General features: G+C 71.4%; 10 protein-coding genes. 4 read left to right on the top strand and 6 right to left on the bottom strand.

Annotated features, from left to right (window positions below; translation table 11 throughout):
• Positions 1 to 132 precede the first annotated feature (132 nt).
• The 3 genes from ACLQ26_RS29955 (at position 133) to ACLQ26_RS29945 (ending at position 6,665) form a co-directional block, all read left to right on the top strand.
• The gene (locus tag ACLQ26_RS29955) at positions 133 to 1,614 is read left to right on the top strand and encodes an aminopeptidase P family protein (protein WP_425747698.1); all 1,482 of its coding nucleotides are present in this window, start codon (positions 133 to 135) and stop codon (positions 1,612 to 1,614) included.
• A 912-nt stretch (positions 1,615 to 2,526) separates the two neighbouring features.
• Complete coding sequence (locus tag ACLQ26_RS29950) at positions 2,527 to 4,719, top strand: right-handed parallel beta-helix repeat-containing protein (RefSeq protein WP_425747697.1); 2,193 nt, start codon at positions 2,527 to 2,529, stop codon at positions 4,717 to 4,719.
• Positions 4,720 to 5,018: 299 nt separating this feature from the next.
• On the top strand, positions 5,019 to 6,665 hold the full coding sequence (locus ACLQ26_RS29945; protein WP_425747696.1) for a hypothetical protein: 1,647 nt from the start codon (positions 5,019 to 5,021) through the stop codon (positions 6,663 to 6,665).
• A 68-nt stretch (positions 6,666 to 6,733) separates the two neighbouring features.
• Here ACLQ26_RS29945 and pulA read toward each other — a convergent pair whose 3' ends face one another.
• The 5 genes from pulA to ACLQ26_RS29920 form a co-directional block, all read right to left on the bottom strand.
• Positions 6,734 to 12,232 carry a pullulanase-type alpha-1,6-glucosidase gene (gene pulA, locus ACLQ26_RS29940; RefSeq protein ID WP_425747695.1) on the bottom strand — a complete coding sequence of 1,833 codons (5,499 nt, stop codon included), beginning with the start codon at positions 12,230 to 12,232 and terminating at the stop codon, positions 6,734 to 6,736.
• 110 nt (positions 12,233 to 12,342) lie between these two features.
• A complete protein-coding gene (locus ACLQ26_RS29935) occupies positions 12,343 to 13,032 on the bottom strand; it encodes a cellulose binding domain-containing protein (RefSeq protein WP_425747694.1) in 690 nt (229 codons plus the stop codon).
• A gap of 81 nt (positions 13,033 to 13,113) precedes the next feature.
• Positions 13,114 to 13,779 (bottom strand): hypothetical protein, encoded by a 666-nt coding sequence (locus ACLQ26_RS29930; RefSeq protein ID WP_425747693.1) that lies wholly within the window; start codon positions 13,777 to 13,779, stop codon positions 13,114 to 13,116.
• A 135-nt stretch (positions 13,780 to 13,914) separates the two neighbouring features.
• The gene (locus ACLQ26_RS29925) at positions 13,915 to 14,304 is read right to left on the bottom strand and encodes a hypothetical protein (RefSeq protein WP_363690029.1); all 390 of its coding nucleotides are present in this window, start codon (positions 14,302 to 14,304) and stop codon (positions 13,915 to 13,917) included.
• A gap of 37 nt (positions 14,305 to 14,341) precedes the next feature.
• On the bottom strand, positions 14,342 to 15,049 hold the full coding sequence (locus tag ACLQ26_RS29920; protein ID WP_425747692.1) for a hypothetical protein: 708 nt from the start codon (positions 15,047 to 15,049) through the stop codon (positions 14,342 to 14,344).
• Positions 15,050 to 15,068: 19 nt separating this feature from the next.
• On the opposite strand from ACLQ26_RS29920, the gene ACLQ26_RS29915 reads away from it, so the two are divergent.
• Positions 15,069 to 15,257, top strand: a complete 189-nt coding sequence (locus tag ACLQ26_RS29915) for a hypothetical protein (protein ID WP_393297527.1) — start codon at positions 15,069 to 15,071, stop codon at positions 15,255 to 15,257.
• Between the two features lie 51 nt (positions 15,258 to 15,308).
• On the opposite strand, the gene ACLQ26_RS29910 is transcribed toward ACLQ26_RS29915, so the two are convergent.
• On the bottom strand, positions 15,309 to 15,974 hold the full coding sequence (locus ACLQ26_RS29910) for a DedA family protein (protein WP_425747691.1): 666 nt from the start codon (positions 15,972 to 15,974) through the stop codon (positions 15,309 to 15,311).
• Positions 15,975 to 16,103 lie beyond the last annotated feature (129 nt).

Raw genomic sequence — 16,103 nt, 5'->3', positions numbered from 1 at the left:
GTGGTCATCTTTCCACGCGGTCTGTCGGCCCGTCGCAGCCGTCCGTCGATCCGGAGCGCTCCCGGCCGCCACCAACGCGAACCGGGCACGCGGTACCGTCGGGACCAGCAACGACGCGGAGGGAGCGGCGCAATGACCGAGGAAAGCACCGACGGTACGCCGACAGACGGCACGGAATCGCACGATCCGGACTTTCCGGAGGCGTTCCTGTCCTTCATGCGGCAGGGCTGGCGGGACACTGAACTCCCGGTCACGCCCCGTCCCGAGGCGCCCAACTACGCCAAGCGCCGCGCCGCGCTCTCGGCGGCCTTCCCCGGCGAGACACTTGTCATCCCGACCGGCGGCGAAAAGGTCCGCGCCAACGACACCGCCTACCCGTTCCGGCCGGGCAGCGACTTCGCCTACCTGACCGGTGACCACGACCCGGACAGCGTGCTGGTGCTGCGCCCGAACGGCTCGGGGCACGACGCGACGCTGTACATGCGGCCCCGCTCGTCCCGCGAGACCGACGAGTTCTTCCGCAGCCGGCACGGTGAGCTGTGGGTCGGCCGGCGGCACACCCTCGGCGAGAAGTCCACCGAGCTGGGCCTGCCCACCGCCGACCTGACCGGCCTGGAGGCGACGCTCGCCGACCTGGCGCCCGGCCGCACCCGGGTCCTGCGCGGCTTCGACGCCCAGGTCGACGCGGCCGTCCGCCCGTACGACGGGGTCCGCGCCGAGGGGCAGCCGCCCCGCGACCGGGAGCTGGCGATCGCCATCTCGGAGCAGAAGCTGGTCAAGGACGAGTGGGAGATCGGCCAGCTCCAGGACGCCATCGACGCCACGGTGCGCGGCTTCGAGGACGTGGCCCGGATCCTGCCGGCCGACCGCGCCGTCTCGGAGCGTCTGCTGGAGGGGATCTTCGCGCTGCGCGCCCGCCACGACGGCAACGACGTCGGGTACGGCTCGATCGTCGGCGCCGGCGAACACGCCACGATCCTGCACTGGGTGCACAACCACGGCGCCACCCGTCCGGGTGACCTGCTGCTGATGGACATGGGCGTCGAGGGACGCAACCTCTACACCGCCGACGTGACGCGGGTGCTGCCGGTCAACGGCCGGTTCACCGCCCTGCAACGCCAGGTCTACGACATCGTGTACGCCTCACAGCAGGCCGGCATCGACGCCATCCGCCCCGGCGTGAAGTTCAAGGACGTCCACCTGACCTGCATGCGGGTGCTCGCCGAGGGCCTGGCCGACCTGGGCCTGCTGCCGGTGAGCGTTGACGAGGCCATGGACGAGAAGTCCTCGGTCTACCGGCGGTGGACGCTGCACGGCTTCGGCCACATGCTCGGCATCGACGTGCACGACTGCTCGAACGCCCGCAAGGAGACCTACCGCGACGGCGCGCTGGGCGAGGGCTACGTGCTCACCGTCGAGCCGGGCCTGTACTTCCAGCCGGAGGACGAGCTGGTCCCCGCCGAGCTGCGCGGCATCGGCATCCGCATCGAGGACGACGTACTGGTCACTGCCACCGGTGCCGTGAACCTGTCCGCCGGCCTGCCGCGTACCGCCGACGAGGTGGAGACGTGGCTGGCCGAGCAGCGCGAGGCAGGCCCCCGCCTGCCCGCCTGACCCGTCCGACCGCAAGCCCCGCCCCTCCCCCGCCCCCGGCCTCCGGGGTGCCGACGGGAGGGGCGCGGCGTTGCCCCCACCCCCCGGCGCTCGCCTAGATCCACTCGGGTTCCTTGAATCCGGGGCTTCCGACCCGCTCGGACAGCGCGCTTCCAGGAACCCGAGTCGATCACGCCCGACCGGCCCGACCGGCCCGACCGGCCCGACCGGCCCGACCGGCCCGACCGGCCCGACCGGCCCGACCCACGGACCAGCCTCGCCGGTGACCACCCCCGGCCCGGGCCGGCCGGCCCCGGACCCACCGGACCGGCCCTGGTCCACAGGGCCAGCCCTCGGCCCACCGGCCAGTCCGACCCAACGGCCAGCCTGCGACCCCACCGGACCGGCCCCCGCCCCCACCGACCCCGGCCCCGGCCCCGGCCCCTGCCCCTGCCCCGGTCCCGGTCCCGGTCCCGGTCCCGGTCCGAGTCTCGGCCCCGGTCCCGGCCGCACCGAATCAGCCCCGACCCCCACGCCCAGCACGCCAGCCAAGATCGACTCGAGCTCCCTGAATCCGGGGCTTCCGACCCGCTCGAACAGCGCGCTTTCCAGGAACCCGAGTGGATCACGCTCGGTGGCAGCGCTCACGCTCGGCGGCGGCGCGTGGCGGCAGCGACGGTCCGAGCGCCTAACGCTCGGTCCGCAGCGAGTGCCGCGACCGCGTTTGGGCTGCTCACGCCCCTTCCTGTCACCCCGGACGGTTACCGAGCCCCTGCCCTAACCTGAGGCATATGCGGGGTTTTCTCGGATACGTCCGCCTCGCGAAGATAGTTCTCATACGGTGGGCATCGGAGGCTGCAACCGATTTGTGGCTGGTCGTGGCGCTGCGGGCGGTGCGACCCCGTCTGGTAGTAGGAAGGGCGGAAGGCTCTGATGTCAAACGACGTAACGAGTACCGACGGCGGGGCCTCGACGGCTCCGCCGACACGACGACGACGGGCCCTGTGGGTTGCCGGCGTCGCCGGCCTGACCGGTGTGGTCGGCCTGGCCGCCCTCGGCGGTGTGGCCGCCAGGGACGACAAGCCCACCTCCGGCCGGGTGTCCGACGCCCAGTCGTCGACCAATCGGCAGAACGTCAGCGACGCCGGCGGGAACACCGATGGTGGCGGGGAGAGCGGCGCCAAGGAGAGCGGCGGCGACGACGAGTGGAGCGGCGACGACTGGAGTGGCTTCGACGACCGCGCCGGCAAGGACGACAAGCGGGACGAGAAGGACCGCACCAAGGAGGTGCCCTGCGACTCGGACAAGCTGATCCAGGCGATCACCTTCGCCAACAACGGCGACGGCGGTGTGCTGGAGCTGGCCAAGGGCTGCACGTACACCCTGACCCGCAACCAGGACGGCAACGGCCTCCCGGTGATCACCGAGCCCATCACGCTCAGGGGCGAGCACACGACAATTGGTCGTGAGGCCACCGCCGACTACTTCCGCATCCTGAACGTCGGCCCGGGCGGGCAGCTCACCCTCAAGGGCCTGAGCATCAAGGGTGGGCAGACCATCCAGCAGGCGATGACCGTGGAACCGGCGACGGTCTGGGGGCCGTACTCGGCCTCCGTCCGGACCTCCGCCGCGACGACCAAGCCGACGGCAGTCACCGCATCCGGCACCGCAGCCAAGCCGGCAACGGCCACGGCAGCGAAGCCTGCGGCGGCCACGGCAGCGAAGCCTGCGGCGACAACCGCCCCGGCCACCGCAGCGGCAACCAAGCAGGCGGCCAAGCCGACCACGGCAACCGGCCAGGCCACCGCAGCGGCAGCCAAGCAGGCGGCAACGACGGCAGCCGAGCCGACGGCAGCCAAGCAGGCAACGGCCAACGCGACGGCCAAGGCGGTGCCGACCGCGCCGAGAGCAGCCAAGGTCGCGGAGCCGACGGCAGCATCCAAGGCGGCGAGCAAGCCGGAGGCAGGCAAGGCGACGGAGCCGACGGCGGCGGCCAAGGCGGCGAGCAAGCCGGAGGCAGGCAAGGCGACGGAGCCGACGGCGGCGGCCAAGGCGGCCACGGAAGCGGCGGCAGCCAAGCAGGCAGTGGCAACGGCCAAGGCGGCCTCCGCCGCGAAGGCAGCGGCGGCCCAGCAGGCAACCGCCAAGCAGGCAGCGGCCAAGGCAGCGACCGCACCGGCCCAGCAGGCAGCGACAATCGCCAAGGCCCCGCCGGCCGCGGCGAGCACGGCTGCGGTCGTGCCGCTGGTGGAGGAGCCCGGGTTCAACGACGGCGCCGGGGTGCTCGTACAGCCCGGTGGTCGCGCGGAGATCCTGGACAGTGAGCTGCTCTACAACCAGTCCGGCGGCAGCGGCGGCGGGCTGGCCAACTTCGGCAGCACCAGGCTCAGCAAGACGACTGTCGCGCACAACACCGCCTTCTTCGTCGGCGGTGGCATCTTCAACGCCGGCGTACTCCAGGTCGACGAGTCGAAGGTCAAGGACAACACCGGAATCATCGGTGGCGGTGGCATCTCCAACGGCGCGCCGGCGATTCGCAGCGAGGGCGTTGTGGGCGGTTCGGTCTGGGTCTACAAGAGCGAGGTCACCGACAACGAGACGCTCGGCTTCGGCGGCGGCGTGCTGGATGTCGAGGGCACCACGACGCTGCACCAGACGACTGTCGGTGACAACACCGCGGTGCTCGAGGGTGGTGGCGTCGCGGTGGCGGACAGCCAGCTCACCCTCAAGGACGCCACGGTGGTCAAGAACAGCGCCGCTCGCGACGGTGGCGGCCTGTTCCTGACCGACGGCAGCGTTGCGACGATCGAGAACAGCAGGATCAAGGACAACACCGCTGGCTTCTCCGGCGGCGGCCTCTTCAACGACGACGGCGTCACCACGCTGCGCGACAGCGAGGTGTCGGGCAACCGGGCCGTCGGTCCGTTCGGCCGGGGCGGCGGCATCGTCAACACCGAGGGGAGCGAGGTCACGCTCCACCGGACGACTGTGGCGTACAACTTCTCCACGCTCGAGCCGGGGGGCATCTTCAACAGCCTCGGCGGCACGGTGTTGCTTGACGACGAGTCCGCGGTCACTGCCAACCGACCGACGAACTGCTTCAACGTTCTGGACTGCTTCGCCTGATCGGGTGGGGCTGAACCACATAGAGGGCGCGCCCCTCCGAGCCGGTCACGGCACGGAGGGGCGTACCCATTTGGGCTGGTCAGAGGCTCGGCGGCCCGGCTTGGGGGCCGCGTGCCCGGCCGGGGGTTCCCGGCCGGCAAACGCGAACATGAACCTAATGTGGGGTTGTTTCGGATACGCCCGCGAGGCGAGGAACATTCTCATACGGTGTTTTTGGGAGCTACAACCGATTTGTAGCAGGGGACGACCGCCTGAGGGCGGCGACCCTGTCTGGTACGAGGAGAGGGCAGAGAGCTCCGATGTCCAACTACCTAACGAACAACGAAGCCTCCGGGCGGGCGACGGCCAAGAGCCGCCGCAAGCTCTGGCTCGCCAGCGGCGTGGCCGGTCTGACGGGCGTGATCAGTCTCGCGGCGGTGGGCGTCGCGGGCAGCGCCGGAGCGGTCGGCCTGAACTGGAACACCGCGCAGGTCAGCAAGGACGGCGACCAGCACGGTGACGAGGGCCGCGACTGGGACAAGGACAAGGACCAGGACAAGGGCAAGGATCGCGACAAGGACCACGAGCGCGGGAAGGAGGTGCCCTGCGACACCGACAAGCTGATTCAGGCGATCGTGTTCGCCAACAACAAGCACGGCGGTGTGCTGGAGCTGGCCAAGGGCTGCACCTACAACCTGAGCCGTAACGACTTCGAGGGCAACGGCCTGCCGGTCATCACCGAGAACATCACGCTCAAGGGTGAGCACACGACGATCGTCCGGGAAGCCACGGCCGACTACTTCCGGATCCTCAACGTCGGCAGCGGTGGGCACCTCACCATCAAGGGCCTGACCATCAAGGGTGGCCAGACCCTCGAACTGTTCGATTCCGTCGAGCCGGCGGCCGTCTGGGCGTCCTACTCGGACTCCGAGGCGATCGCGGCGCAGGTGAAGGCGGGCGTTCCGCTGAACCAGGCGCTCGCGACGCGGCAGGCCAACCCGAAGGCGGGCCTGAAGGCCGCGCCGAAGGTGACGTCGAAGGCCGCGACGAAGGCGGCGCCGGGCGTCGTCACGCCGCTGGTCGAGGAGCCGGACGAGAACGACGGTGCCGGCATCCTGGTCCAGCCGGGTGGCACGGCCGAGATCCTGGAGTCCGAGGTCGTCCTCAACCAGTCGGGCGGCAACGGCGGTGGCGTGGCCAACTTCGGCACCACGAAGATCTGGCACAGCACCGTCACCCGCAACACCGCCTTCTTCTTCGGTGGTGGTGTCTTCAACGCCGGCCTGCTCAAGGTCGAGGAGTCGAAGATCACCGACAACACCGCAGTCGTCGGTGGTGGCGGCATCTCCAACGGTGCCGCGCGGATCTTCGCCGACGACGTCGACGGTGGGACCGTCGAGCTGAAGAAGGCTGAGATCACCGACAACGAGACGCTGGGCTTCGGCGGTGGCTACCTCGACATCGAGGGCAACACCACGGCGTACGAGACGAAGTTCGCCTCGAACACCGCGGTCCTCGCCGGTGGCGGTCTCGCCGCGGCGGACAGCCAGCTCAACCTCTACAACAGCACGGTCGAGAAGAACAGCACCGCCGGTGTCGGCGGCGGCGTGGCCATCGCGTTCGACAGCGCGGTCACGTTCGAGAAGGGCGCCATCAAGGACAACACCGCCGGCTTCTTCGGCGGCGGGCTCTTCAACGCCGGCAGCATCACCACGCTGCGCGACACCGAGGTCGTCGGCAACCGGGCCATCGGTCCGATCGGGGTCGGTGGCGGCATCTTCAACATCTTCGGCGAGGTCAACCTGTCGAAGGCGAAGGTCGCCTACAACTTCTCCACCTTCGAGCCGGGCGGGGTCTTCAGCTTCTTCGGCGAGGTGAACGTGGACGACAAGTCGGCGATCACCGCGAACCGTCCGACGAACTGCCTGGCCATCCCGGGCGGCACCATCGAGAACTGCTTCGCCTGATCACGGCGTAGCGCCAGCACGACGGGCCGGCCCCCTTCCGCAGGACGCGGAAGGGGGCCGGTCGCCGCTCACTTCTGGACGAACACCGCCACGCTGCGCGCCGGCACCGTGAAGGTGCCGGCCGCCCGGTCGAACGACGCCTTCCGCAGCGCCGGATCGGCCGAGTTGACCAGCACCGGGTGCAACGCCACGTCCGCCCCTCGCATACCGGTCACGGTCTGCGTCGCCGCCTCCGGCGTGCTGTTGAAGACCACTGTCAGCGACGTCCACGCCCCGCCCAGGCCACGGGCGTCCAGGGTCATCGTCAGCACACCCGGGGTCTCCTGCTCCCCGGACAGCGGGAACGCCACCCGTCGCTGCACCTGCTCGGCGGTGCTCAACCCGAACACCGGCGAGGACGCCCGGATGCGCAGCAGCTCGGCGTACCGGGCGTCGGTGGTGGTGATCGCCGCGCAGTCGGGCACCAGGGCCGGGTCGGCGAGCAGCGGCCTGGCGTACGGCCACTTGTCCTGGTTGTCAGCCGCCGGCGGCAGGCCGGCGCCGAACCCGTTGCCCCGGGCGCAGTCCCAGCGGATCTGGTTGAACCAGTCACCGGAGTTGAACGAGTTGCGGTCCAACGACTTCGACCGCAGCCGTTCGGTGCCGGCGGTGACGAACCCGGTGCCCTGCCCCAGCACCACGGTGCTCAGCGCCAGCACCTGCATCCGGGCACGGTCCGCAGCGGTGGTGGCCTGCGGCAGCTTGTACGCCAGAGTGTCGTACAGGATCTCGTTGTCGTGCGCGTCGACGTAGGTGACGGCCTCCCCCGGCGCCGCGGTGTAGCCGGCCGGGGAGCCGTTGTAGTCCACCTGCGCGCCGGTGACCTGCCGCCCGGCGGTGTCGGTGAACCGGTAGTCGCGCAGGTTGCCGGTGAGACCCACCTTGATCAGGTCGTGGGCGTGCAGCAGGCGGGCCTTCTGCTCGGCCGCCGACCCGTTCACCGGGTCGCCGTTGGGGTCGGTGTAGAGCCCGGAGGCGAAGCCCTGCACGCGGGGGTTGGCGTCGAACGGTCCGCCGCCGCGCACGGCGTCGCGCAGCCGGTCGTTGAACGTGCCGATGCCGGTGCCGGCCATGTTGGCCTGGGTGGCCTGCACGAACCGGGCGTCATTGGCGACCTCGCCGAAGTTCCAGCCCTCGCCGTAGAGCATGATCGCCTTGCCGTCCACCCCGTCGCGGGCGACGGTCAGCCGGTCCAGCGCGGCGCGTACGGCCAGGATGTTGGCCTTCGGGTGGTGACCCATGAGGTCGAACCGGAAGCCGTCCACCCGGTACTGCTTCGCCCAGGTGACAAGCGAGTCGACGACGAGTTTGCCCATCATCGCGTGTTCCGGTGCCGTGTTGGCGCAGCAGGTGGAGTTGGCGACCGTGCCGTCCTCCAACAGCCGGTGGTAGTAGCCGGGCACGACCTGGTCGAGCACGGACTTGTCGTCGACGCCGGCCGCCGACGTGTGGTTGTAGACCACGTCCATGACCACCCGCAGGCCGGCCTCGTTCACCCCGGCGACCATCCGCCGGAACTCGGTGGTCCGCGCCGCGCCGACCGGGTCGACGGCGTACCCGCCCTCCGGGACTGTGTAGTGCAGCGGGTCGTACCCCCAGTTGTAGCCGTCGGTCTCCGCGACCGCCGCGACGCACTTCTGCTGTTCCTCGGAGTCCGGCGGGAGCGCCGCCAGGTCGCAGGCCGGCTGGCGCTGGTCGGCCCGCCTCTCGGGGATCGTGGCGAAGTCGAACGCCGGCAGCAGGTGCAGGTGGGTGACACCGGCGTCGCCCAACGCCCGCAGGTGGGTCATCCCTGCGGTTCCCGGGTCGGTGAAGGCCAGGAACGTGCCCCGACGTTCCGCCGGCACGGTGTCGTCGGCGATGGAGAAGTCGCGTACCGACAGCTCGGAGATCTGCGCCCTCGACGCCGGCACGGCCGCCGGTTTGCGCAGCGTCCGCCAGCCCGGCGGGGCCAGCGCAGGGTCGTTGAGGTCGACAAGTTGACTGTGCGTGGAGTCCGCGGCGAGGGCCACGGAGTACGGGTCGGTCACCGACGCGGTGACCATCCGCTGCGCGGCCGGCTGCCACGTCTGCACCTGGTAGCGGTAGTACTTCCCCGTCCAGGCGTGACTGCCGCGCACCGACCACACGCCGGTGCGGTCGTCTCGGCGCATCGGCACCGTCTTCGGCGTCGCGGTGGGTGAGTCGAACAGTTGCAGCGCCACCGTCCGGGCGGTCGGCGCCCAGAGCGCGAGACTCGGCGTCCGACCGGCGAAGGTCGGGCCGAGCGTCACCTGGGTGGCCCGGGAGTACACGTCGTCGAGCACGCCCGGGATCTGCACGCCGGTCGCGGCGAGCAGGGCCCCCGACGCGTCGCGCTCGGTGACCAGCAGCTGCCCACGCAGCGCCGCCGGCACCTTCGCCAGGTCACCCCGGTCCAGGGTGAAGGCCCGGTAGGACCACAGGTGCGGGAACGCCGCGCGCTGGGCCTCGGTGAGCCCGTTGCGCTGCGCCCGCAACGGCAGACTGGTGTACGTCCCGGACAGCTCGCCGTCGACGACGCTCACCCCGCCGGTCGGGGCGGCCACCAGGGCGTACACCCGGCCGTCGGTCGGGCCGGTCTGCCACGCCACTGTGGACCTGTCGATCCAGTGCGCCTTCTGTTTGCCGATGTCGGTGTCCCCGCCTGCGCTTGTCGTGGTCGACGGCAGCAGCCGCCCCGGGATGGCGGCGAGCAACCACACCTCCCGGCCGGCGGCGAGGTCGAGCCGCTGGTCGTCGGGCAGATCCTTGGTGTCGCCGTTGTGGATGATGTAGTTCAGCCCGGTGGCCCCGGCCGCCAGCGGCACCCGGAACACCGCGCCGAACGCGTCTGTCGAGGTCGGTTTGAGCGGGGTGGCCCACTCGGTCGGGTTGGCCGCCCCGTCCCACAGGTGCAGGCCCCACCCGTCGTAGTTGCCGTCGGCCCGCCGGTAGTGGATGACCGCGGTGCCCTCCTCGACCGGCGGGTCCGGTTGACCGGTGGCCGCCTGCCTGCTCGGGTAGACCGCCGGGTCGCCCTGCTTGAGCCAGACCTCACCGGTGGCAGTGACGTCGATACTGCGGTCCTGGGCGACGTCCTTCGTGCCGTCGGAGTCCACCACCACGAAGCCCACGGACTTCGCGCCCGGCTTGAGTTTCACCCAGGCGAACCGGCCGTAGGAGTCCTCACCGGCGAACGGCTGCCCCTTCGGCCACTCGGTGACGTACGCCGGGTCGATGTCACCCCACGCGTACAGCGCCCAGTCGTCGTACCCCCCGGCCGGACGCTTGTAGTGCACCACCGCCCACTCCCGGGACCCGCCCCGCTCGGGCGTCCCCACGACGGCGACGGACCGCGCGGTCGCGGTGCGGCCACGGCCGTCGCGGACGACGGCGCGGTACTCGATCCGGGTGCCGCCGGCCAGCCCGTCCAGGTCGTGGTGCACGGTGTACGGCGCGTGGTCGGCGCTGCCCAGCAATGTCCACCTGCCGCCGGCCACCCGGGCCGCCACGGTGACGGTGGCCAGCGGGTCGCCCGTCACCTTCGCGGTGACCGCCGCGCGGGTGGCCACCGACGCGTCCGGTGCGGGAGTGGTGATGGTGACGGCCGGGTTACCCGTCGGCCGGGCGATGGGGGTGCCCGCCCGGTACACGGCCGCCGACAGCGGTGGCACGGTCACGGTGAGCCTGCCGTCGCCGCCGGCCTCGACCGTCGCGGCGCCGCCGTAGATGCCGGTGAAGGTGGCGCCGGCCGACCAGGTGTCCACCGTGACAGTCTGCGCGGTCGCGGCGTTGTTCACCGCAACCACGTACTCGGTCCGGTCGGCGGGGGCGATCCGGGAGGCCGCGAACACGCCGGGGCCGTCGGCGGCGTACCGGGTGACCTGGATGCCGTCGCGCAGCGCGGGGTGCGCCTGACGCAGTCGGCCCAGCTCGGCGATCGTCCGGTACAGCGGGTGGCCGGTGTCGAACTGGTCGCTGGCGTGGGTACGGTCGGTGCCGAGCAGGTCGTCGTCGAGATAGTCGTCGACCTTGGACGCGAACATGTCCTGCCGGGCGTCCTTGTCCCCGCCGGGGCCGGTGAAGCCCTGCTCGTCTCCGGAGTAGACCACCGGTTGGCCCCGGGTGAGGAACATCAGCTGGTGGGCGAGCTGATCCCGGCGCAGGTGACTGGTCGGGTCGGTGCCGCCTCCGGCGATGAACGACCCGATCCGGCCCATGTCGTGGTTGCCGAGGAAGGTGGTGAGCCGGCCCGCGTCGGTGTCCCGGGCGGCGTAGAGGTCGTCGCGGGCGTACACGTCGGCGAGAGCCTTCGCCGAGCCGGCGCCCGCCGTGTAGCCCCGCGCGGCCTCCTGGAACGCGAAGTCGAGGGTGGCCGGCAGGCCGCCCCGGCGGACGTAGCTGGAGCTGATCTCCGGATCGGCGCTGTACACCTCACCGAACAGGAAGAAGTCCTTCTTGCCGGCCTTCTCGGCGGCCCGCTCGACACCCCTGGTGAACTGCGGCCAGAAGTCCATGTTGACGTGCTTGACGGTGTCCAGCCGGAACCCGTCGACGCCTGTCGCGCCGATCCAGTCGCCGTACGCCTTCGTCATTCCCCGCACCACCTCGGGGCGCTCGGTCCACAGGTCGTCGAGGCCGAAGAAGTCGCCGTACTCGCTGTTCTCGCCGGCAAAGGTCGAGTCACCCCGGTTGTGGTACATGGTCGCGTCGTTGAGCCAGGCCGGAACCTTCACTGTGGCGTCACCCGGCTCGGGAAGGACAGGCGTGTAGGGGCCGGAGTTCCGGTCGACAGTCGGGAAGTCCCGGGTGCCGTCGGCGTAGTTGCGGTCCTCGAAGGCCCGCCCCTGCGCGTCCGTGTACGGCGAGGTCGCCTTGTCCACGTACGCGTACGTGTCTTCGGCGTACTTGATCACGTCGGCCGTGTGGTTGACGATCACATCGAGGTAGATCTTGATGCCGCGTCGGTGCGCGAGCGAGACCAGCTCCTTGAGCTGCGCGTTGGTGCCGAAGTGTGGATCGACCTGGGTGAAGTCGGTGATCCAGTAGCCGTGGTAGCCGGCCGAGACGTCATCGCCCGCGCCCTGCACCGGCCGGTTCTTGAAGATCGGGGCGAGCCAGATGGCTGTGGTGCCCAGACCCTGGATGTAGGCCAACCTGTCGATGACGCCCTTGAGGTCACCGCCGTGGTAGAAGCCCTTGTCGGTCGGGTCGAGCCCGGTGCGCAGCCGGCCGCCGGTCAGGCCGCCGGAGTCGTTGCGCCGGTCACCGTTGGCGAACCGGTCCGGCAGGACGAAGTAGAACTGCTCGGCACGCGCGGTGTCCGCGCCGGCGGCCAGCAACGCCTCGGCGGTGGGCTCGTCGCGCCACTGCACGGCGCCGGCCGCGGCGAGGGAGCCGACACCGGACGGTCGGGGGTCGGCGTCGGCGCCGAGGAGACGCACGCCATCCGGCGTACCGACGAGGGTGAAGGTGAGCAGGCAGACGAGCGCGAGCAGGGCGGTACGCGGGATCGGCGGGGGTTTCATCGACGGCCTTCCTCTGGTCGTGATTGGCCGCACGCTAACCCTTGCCGAAACAATCTGCAATACCTTGCAAACAAAGTCGTAACCGAGCAGCATCCTTGCGGAAGCACAGCTCAGAACCCGCCGCAGCGCACCCCGTCGACAGTGCACCCGCGCGGTGTCGTGGACGCCCGCTCCAGGTGGAACCGCAGCGGCACCGACCCACCGGCCGGCACGTCCACCCCACTGACGTACGTGAAACTCCCGTCCGACTGGCGCAGCGTTCCCTGCGGCACCCCCTCCACCCACGCGGTCACCAGCCGCCCACCGGCGAAGTCGAACCGCACCGTCCAACCGTGGGCAGCACCCGACGCGTTGACGATCAGCACCTCGCCGATGAAACCCCCGTCGAAGCTCTGCACGACCCGGTACCGCCCACTCACCGCAGGCGGCCGCTGCGGCGCCCCGGTCGACGGCCGCGCCGAGGTCGACGCCACCGTCGGGCCGACCACAGGTGGCCGCGACATGGCAGGCGTGCTCGGCGGCGGCCCACTCGCCCGCGGCGACAGTCCCGGCAGCGCCGGCGACCGCTCCGCCAGCGGCGTCGACGACGTATCGGACGGCACGACCGGCACCTGCGGCAACGGCAACCCCGCCGGCGGCGGCCCGTCGTCGGGGGCCGGACTACGCCCCCGGTACGCGCCCAGCGCCACGAAGAGCAGAACCAGCATCACGACGAGGCCGGCGCACGCCACGATCCACGGCGACGACGCGATGGCGGCCGGACCACGCGACGGTCGCGACGCGCGACGCATGCCGGACATGTACCTCCCTCAGCGGGCCGTCCGGGCAGCGTAGCGATCGACGGGCCGACCCGGAAGCGCCGACGGTCACCCCGACAACGGTCAGCCGAAGCGGCAGTCCACCCCGTTGACAGTGCACCGCACCGGCCGCTGCGCCGACCCGTCCCACGCCAGCCGCAGACGTACCGTCTGCGTGTCACCCGGATCCAGCGCCACCGAACCGCTCAGCACGAACTCACCGTCACCCTGCGCCGACACCGAGATCCCCGCCTCGCCGCTGACCCGCAGGCCCCGCATGTCGTCCTCGAACGCCAACTCCACCCGCCAGCCCGCCGACCGGGCCGACTCGTTCGTCAGCGACAGCACCGCCTCGGTCGCGTTGTAGCCATCCGTACCGACCTGGTACCGGGCGGACACCGTCCCGTTCGCCGGCGGCACCGCCGCGGCGCTCGTCCGGGCCGGCGACGGCGACCCCGTGGTGGCGCGCGGTGACGGCGTCCGGCTGCTCCGCGAGGGCCGCGGCGACGCCGTGCGCCGCTCCAGCCCACCGGGCGTCGGCGCCGACGACACCGTGGCCGGCACCGTAGGCAGGAACACCGGCGGCGCGGCCTGCGGCGCGCTCTCCCGCTCCCGGGTACGGAACGACAGGAGCGCGACCACCAACAGCACCACAAGCGCGCCGATGCCGAGCAGCACCACGATCCACGGCACCGACAGCAGCACCCGCGCCGTCCGCGGACCCGCCGCGCCCTCCGGCCCCACCGCCATCAGGTCTCCCCTCGTCCCACCGACGCGACAGCGTAGCCAGCGACGGCCAGAACGAAAACCTGGCGGGTACGGATCGGACCGACCGGCCCACGTGGTGCGGAAAACGGCTCAACGCCGTGGACGGTCCGCCCGCGATCAGGCCGTCCGGATGACCGTGCAGATGAGGGGGCCCTCACCCGACGTACGCAGCAGGTAGCGGTACCGCTCCCCCGGCACCGAGTGCCCCCGGCTGTCCAGGAACTCCCACTCCACCGACACCATCGTCAGCAGCGCCGACACCGGCTGCACGTCCTCGATGCGGGCGTGCGCGGCGATGAGCTCCCGGTCCTGGTAGTCGGGCGCCGCGCCCACGAAGGACAGCGCGACGGCCGCCAGCGACGTGAACGAGAAGCTGTACGTGTCGGCCACCACCAACCCCGGCAGGGCGTAACAACCGGCGAGGGACGGCAGGTCGCCCGAGGTCATCGCGGCGCCGTACCGGTCGAAGAAGCCGGTAAGCGTGTCGAGATCCGTAGAGGCGTTCACGACCACAGCAATTGCCGTTCATCCGTCGGGCCAAACCTCAGCGGGGCGGAACCCGCACCTCGATCTCCGCACCCAACTGGGCGCCACCTGTCAACCCCAGATCGTCACCACTCCAGAACCGCCCCGGGTCGTACCAGTTTGGACGCTTCCCGGCGGGCAGCAGGCCCATCGCCTCGTAGGTCACCGCCACCACCTCGGCGCAGTACGCCGTCTCCAACGCCCTCTCCCGCGCGGCGGCGCTGGCCGGAGCGGCGGAGTCGCCCCGGGTTGCCTGGGCGGCCCGCGAGACGGCTCGCAGCGCGGCCCGGCCGGGACCCGGCAGCGACGGCACCCGTCCGCGCACCCACCGCCACGCCAACTGCGCGGTCGACGGGAAGGGCGTGCCGTCCAGCCGCGCGACCGTCCGCAGCACCGCCCGCTCCATCTCCCCGGCGGCCGGCGGGTCGAGCTGCCGCAGCCAGGCCCGCTGCCCGTACCTGTTGGCCCACACGCAGACCGCGTCCCGCAGGTCGTGCAGCTGCACACCGCGCTGGTGCGTGCCCGACCACAGGTCCGGCAGCGACCTGCCCAGCTCCGCGTGCCACATCAGCGGCGGCATGTCGTCAAGCACCACCGCCATCCCGACGTGGTTGACCGGGCTGTTCGTGGTGAACTGGATCGCCCGGTCCGGCACGCTGCGACCCCGGAACACCCACACGTCACCGGTGCGGGTCAACTCGACGGCCTCATCCAGGCTGATGCTCATGAGGGACTAGCCTAGGCCGATGCGGCAGGGAATGCGGTGGTGGAAGGTCCTCGGGCTCGCCGGCCTGGCCGGGGTCGCGGCGTCCGGCGTGGTGATCGCCCGGGCCGAGCGGCGCCGGCGCGCGTACACGCCGGAGGAGATCAGGCAGCGGCTGCTGGAACGGCACGCCCAAGCCGGCGACGCCACGAAACCCCTGGACCCTGCCTGACCCACGAGCCCGCGTCTGCGCGTCTGTCACCGGTAGGGCGCTGTGCCCACGTCAGTGTTCGCTGCCGGCGCGGACCGGCTCGGCGTCGTCGGTGGTGTCGGTCGCGTCGGTCGACGCGAACCGGTGCGCCCGTCGGCGCAGCCACCAGGTGCTGACAAGGCCGGCGAGTACGGCGAGGACCAGTCCCGCCCAGGAGATGTCCTTGAGCCAGTGCTCGGCCGCCCGGCCGACGCTGTACAGCAGGTAGGTGGTGCCGAACGCCCAGACCAGGCCGCCTGCGGCGTTGGCCAGCAGGAACCGCCGGTAGGGCACGTGCAGTGCTCCGGCGAGCGGGCCGGCGAGGATGCGCAGCAGCGCCACGAACCGACCGAAGAAGACCGCCCAGACGCCGTACCGGGCGAAGGTCCCCTCGGCCCGGGTGAGCTGCGCGGGGCCGAGATGGCGCGGGAAACGCCGACCGAGCCTGATCAGCAGCGGACGGCCGCCGCGGCGGCCCACGGCGTACCCGATGGAGTCGCCCGCGATGGCGCCCACGGCCGCCGCGGTGGCGACCCACTCCGGCTCGACCACGCCGGTGGCGGCGAGCAGCGCGGAGCTGACCAGGACGATCTCGCCGGGCAGCGGAACGCCCATGCTCTCCACGCCGATCACCGCCGCGACGATCAGATAGACCGCCAGCGGCGGCAGCGCCACGAGCCAGTGTTGTACGTCGACCATGGCTGTCGTGTCCTCTCCCGGTCGGTCCGCCCTCGAACCCTACCCGGGGTCCGGAGATCCGGGCGTTCCGCCGACCGACCTGACACCTGCCCGGCCCGGTAGGGCGCCCAACCTGCGGTCGGCTCCCGT

The organism is Micromonospora sp. DT43, from assembly GCF_049841645.1.
In the GTDB taxonomy this organism is placed as follows: Bacteria; Actinomycetota; Actinomycetes; order Mycobacteriales; family Micromonosporaceae; genus Micromonospora.
This window is presented reverse-complemented; position numbering and strand designations above follow the sequence as displayed.

Bases quoted from the DNA above. Each gene is read 5' to 3' on its own strand.
- ACLQ26_RS29930 (WP_425747693.1), bottom strand. From the start codon at position 13,779: ATGGCGGTGGGGCCGGAGGGCGCGGCGGGTCCGCGGACGGCGCGGGTG.
- pulA (WP_425747695.1), bottom strand. From the start codon at position 12,232: ATGAAACCCCCGCCGATCCCGCGTACCGCCCTGCTCGCGCTCGTCTGC.
- ACLQ26_RS29950 (WP_425747697.1), top strand. From the start codon at position 2,527: ATGTCAAACGACGTAACGAGTACCGACGGCGGGGCCTCGACGGCTCCG.
- ACLQ26_RS29935 (WP_425747694.1), bottom strand. From the start codon at position 13,032: ATGTCCGGCATGCGTCGCGCGTCGCGACCGTCGCGTGGTCCGGCCGCC.
- ACLQ26_RS29910 (WP_425747691.1), bottom strand. From the start codon at position 15,974: ATGGTCGACGTACAACACTGGCTCGTGGCGCTGCCGCCGCTGGCGGTC.
- ACLQ26_RS29920 (WP_425747692.1), bottom strand. From the start codon at position 15,049: ATGAGCATCAGCCTGGATGAGGCCGTCGAGTTGACCCGCACCGGTGAC.
- ACLQ26_RS29945 (WP_425747696.1), top strand. From the start codon at position 5,019: ATGTCCAACTACCTAACGAACAACGAAGCCTCCGGGCGGGCGACGGCC.
- ACLQ26_RS29915 (WP_393297527.1), top strand. From the start codon at position 15,069: ATGCGGCAGGGAATGCGGTGGTGGAAGGTCCTCGGGCTCGCCGGCCTG.
- ACLQ26_RS29955 (WP_425747698.1), top strand. From the start codon at position 133: ATGACCGAGGAAAGCACCGACGGTACGCCGACAGACGGCACGGAATCG.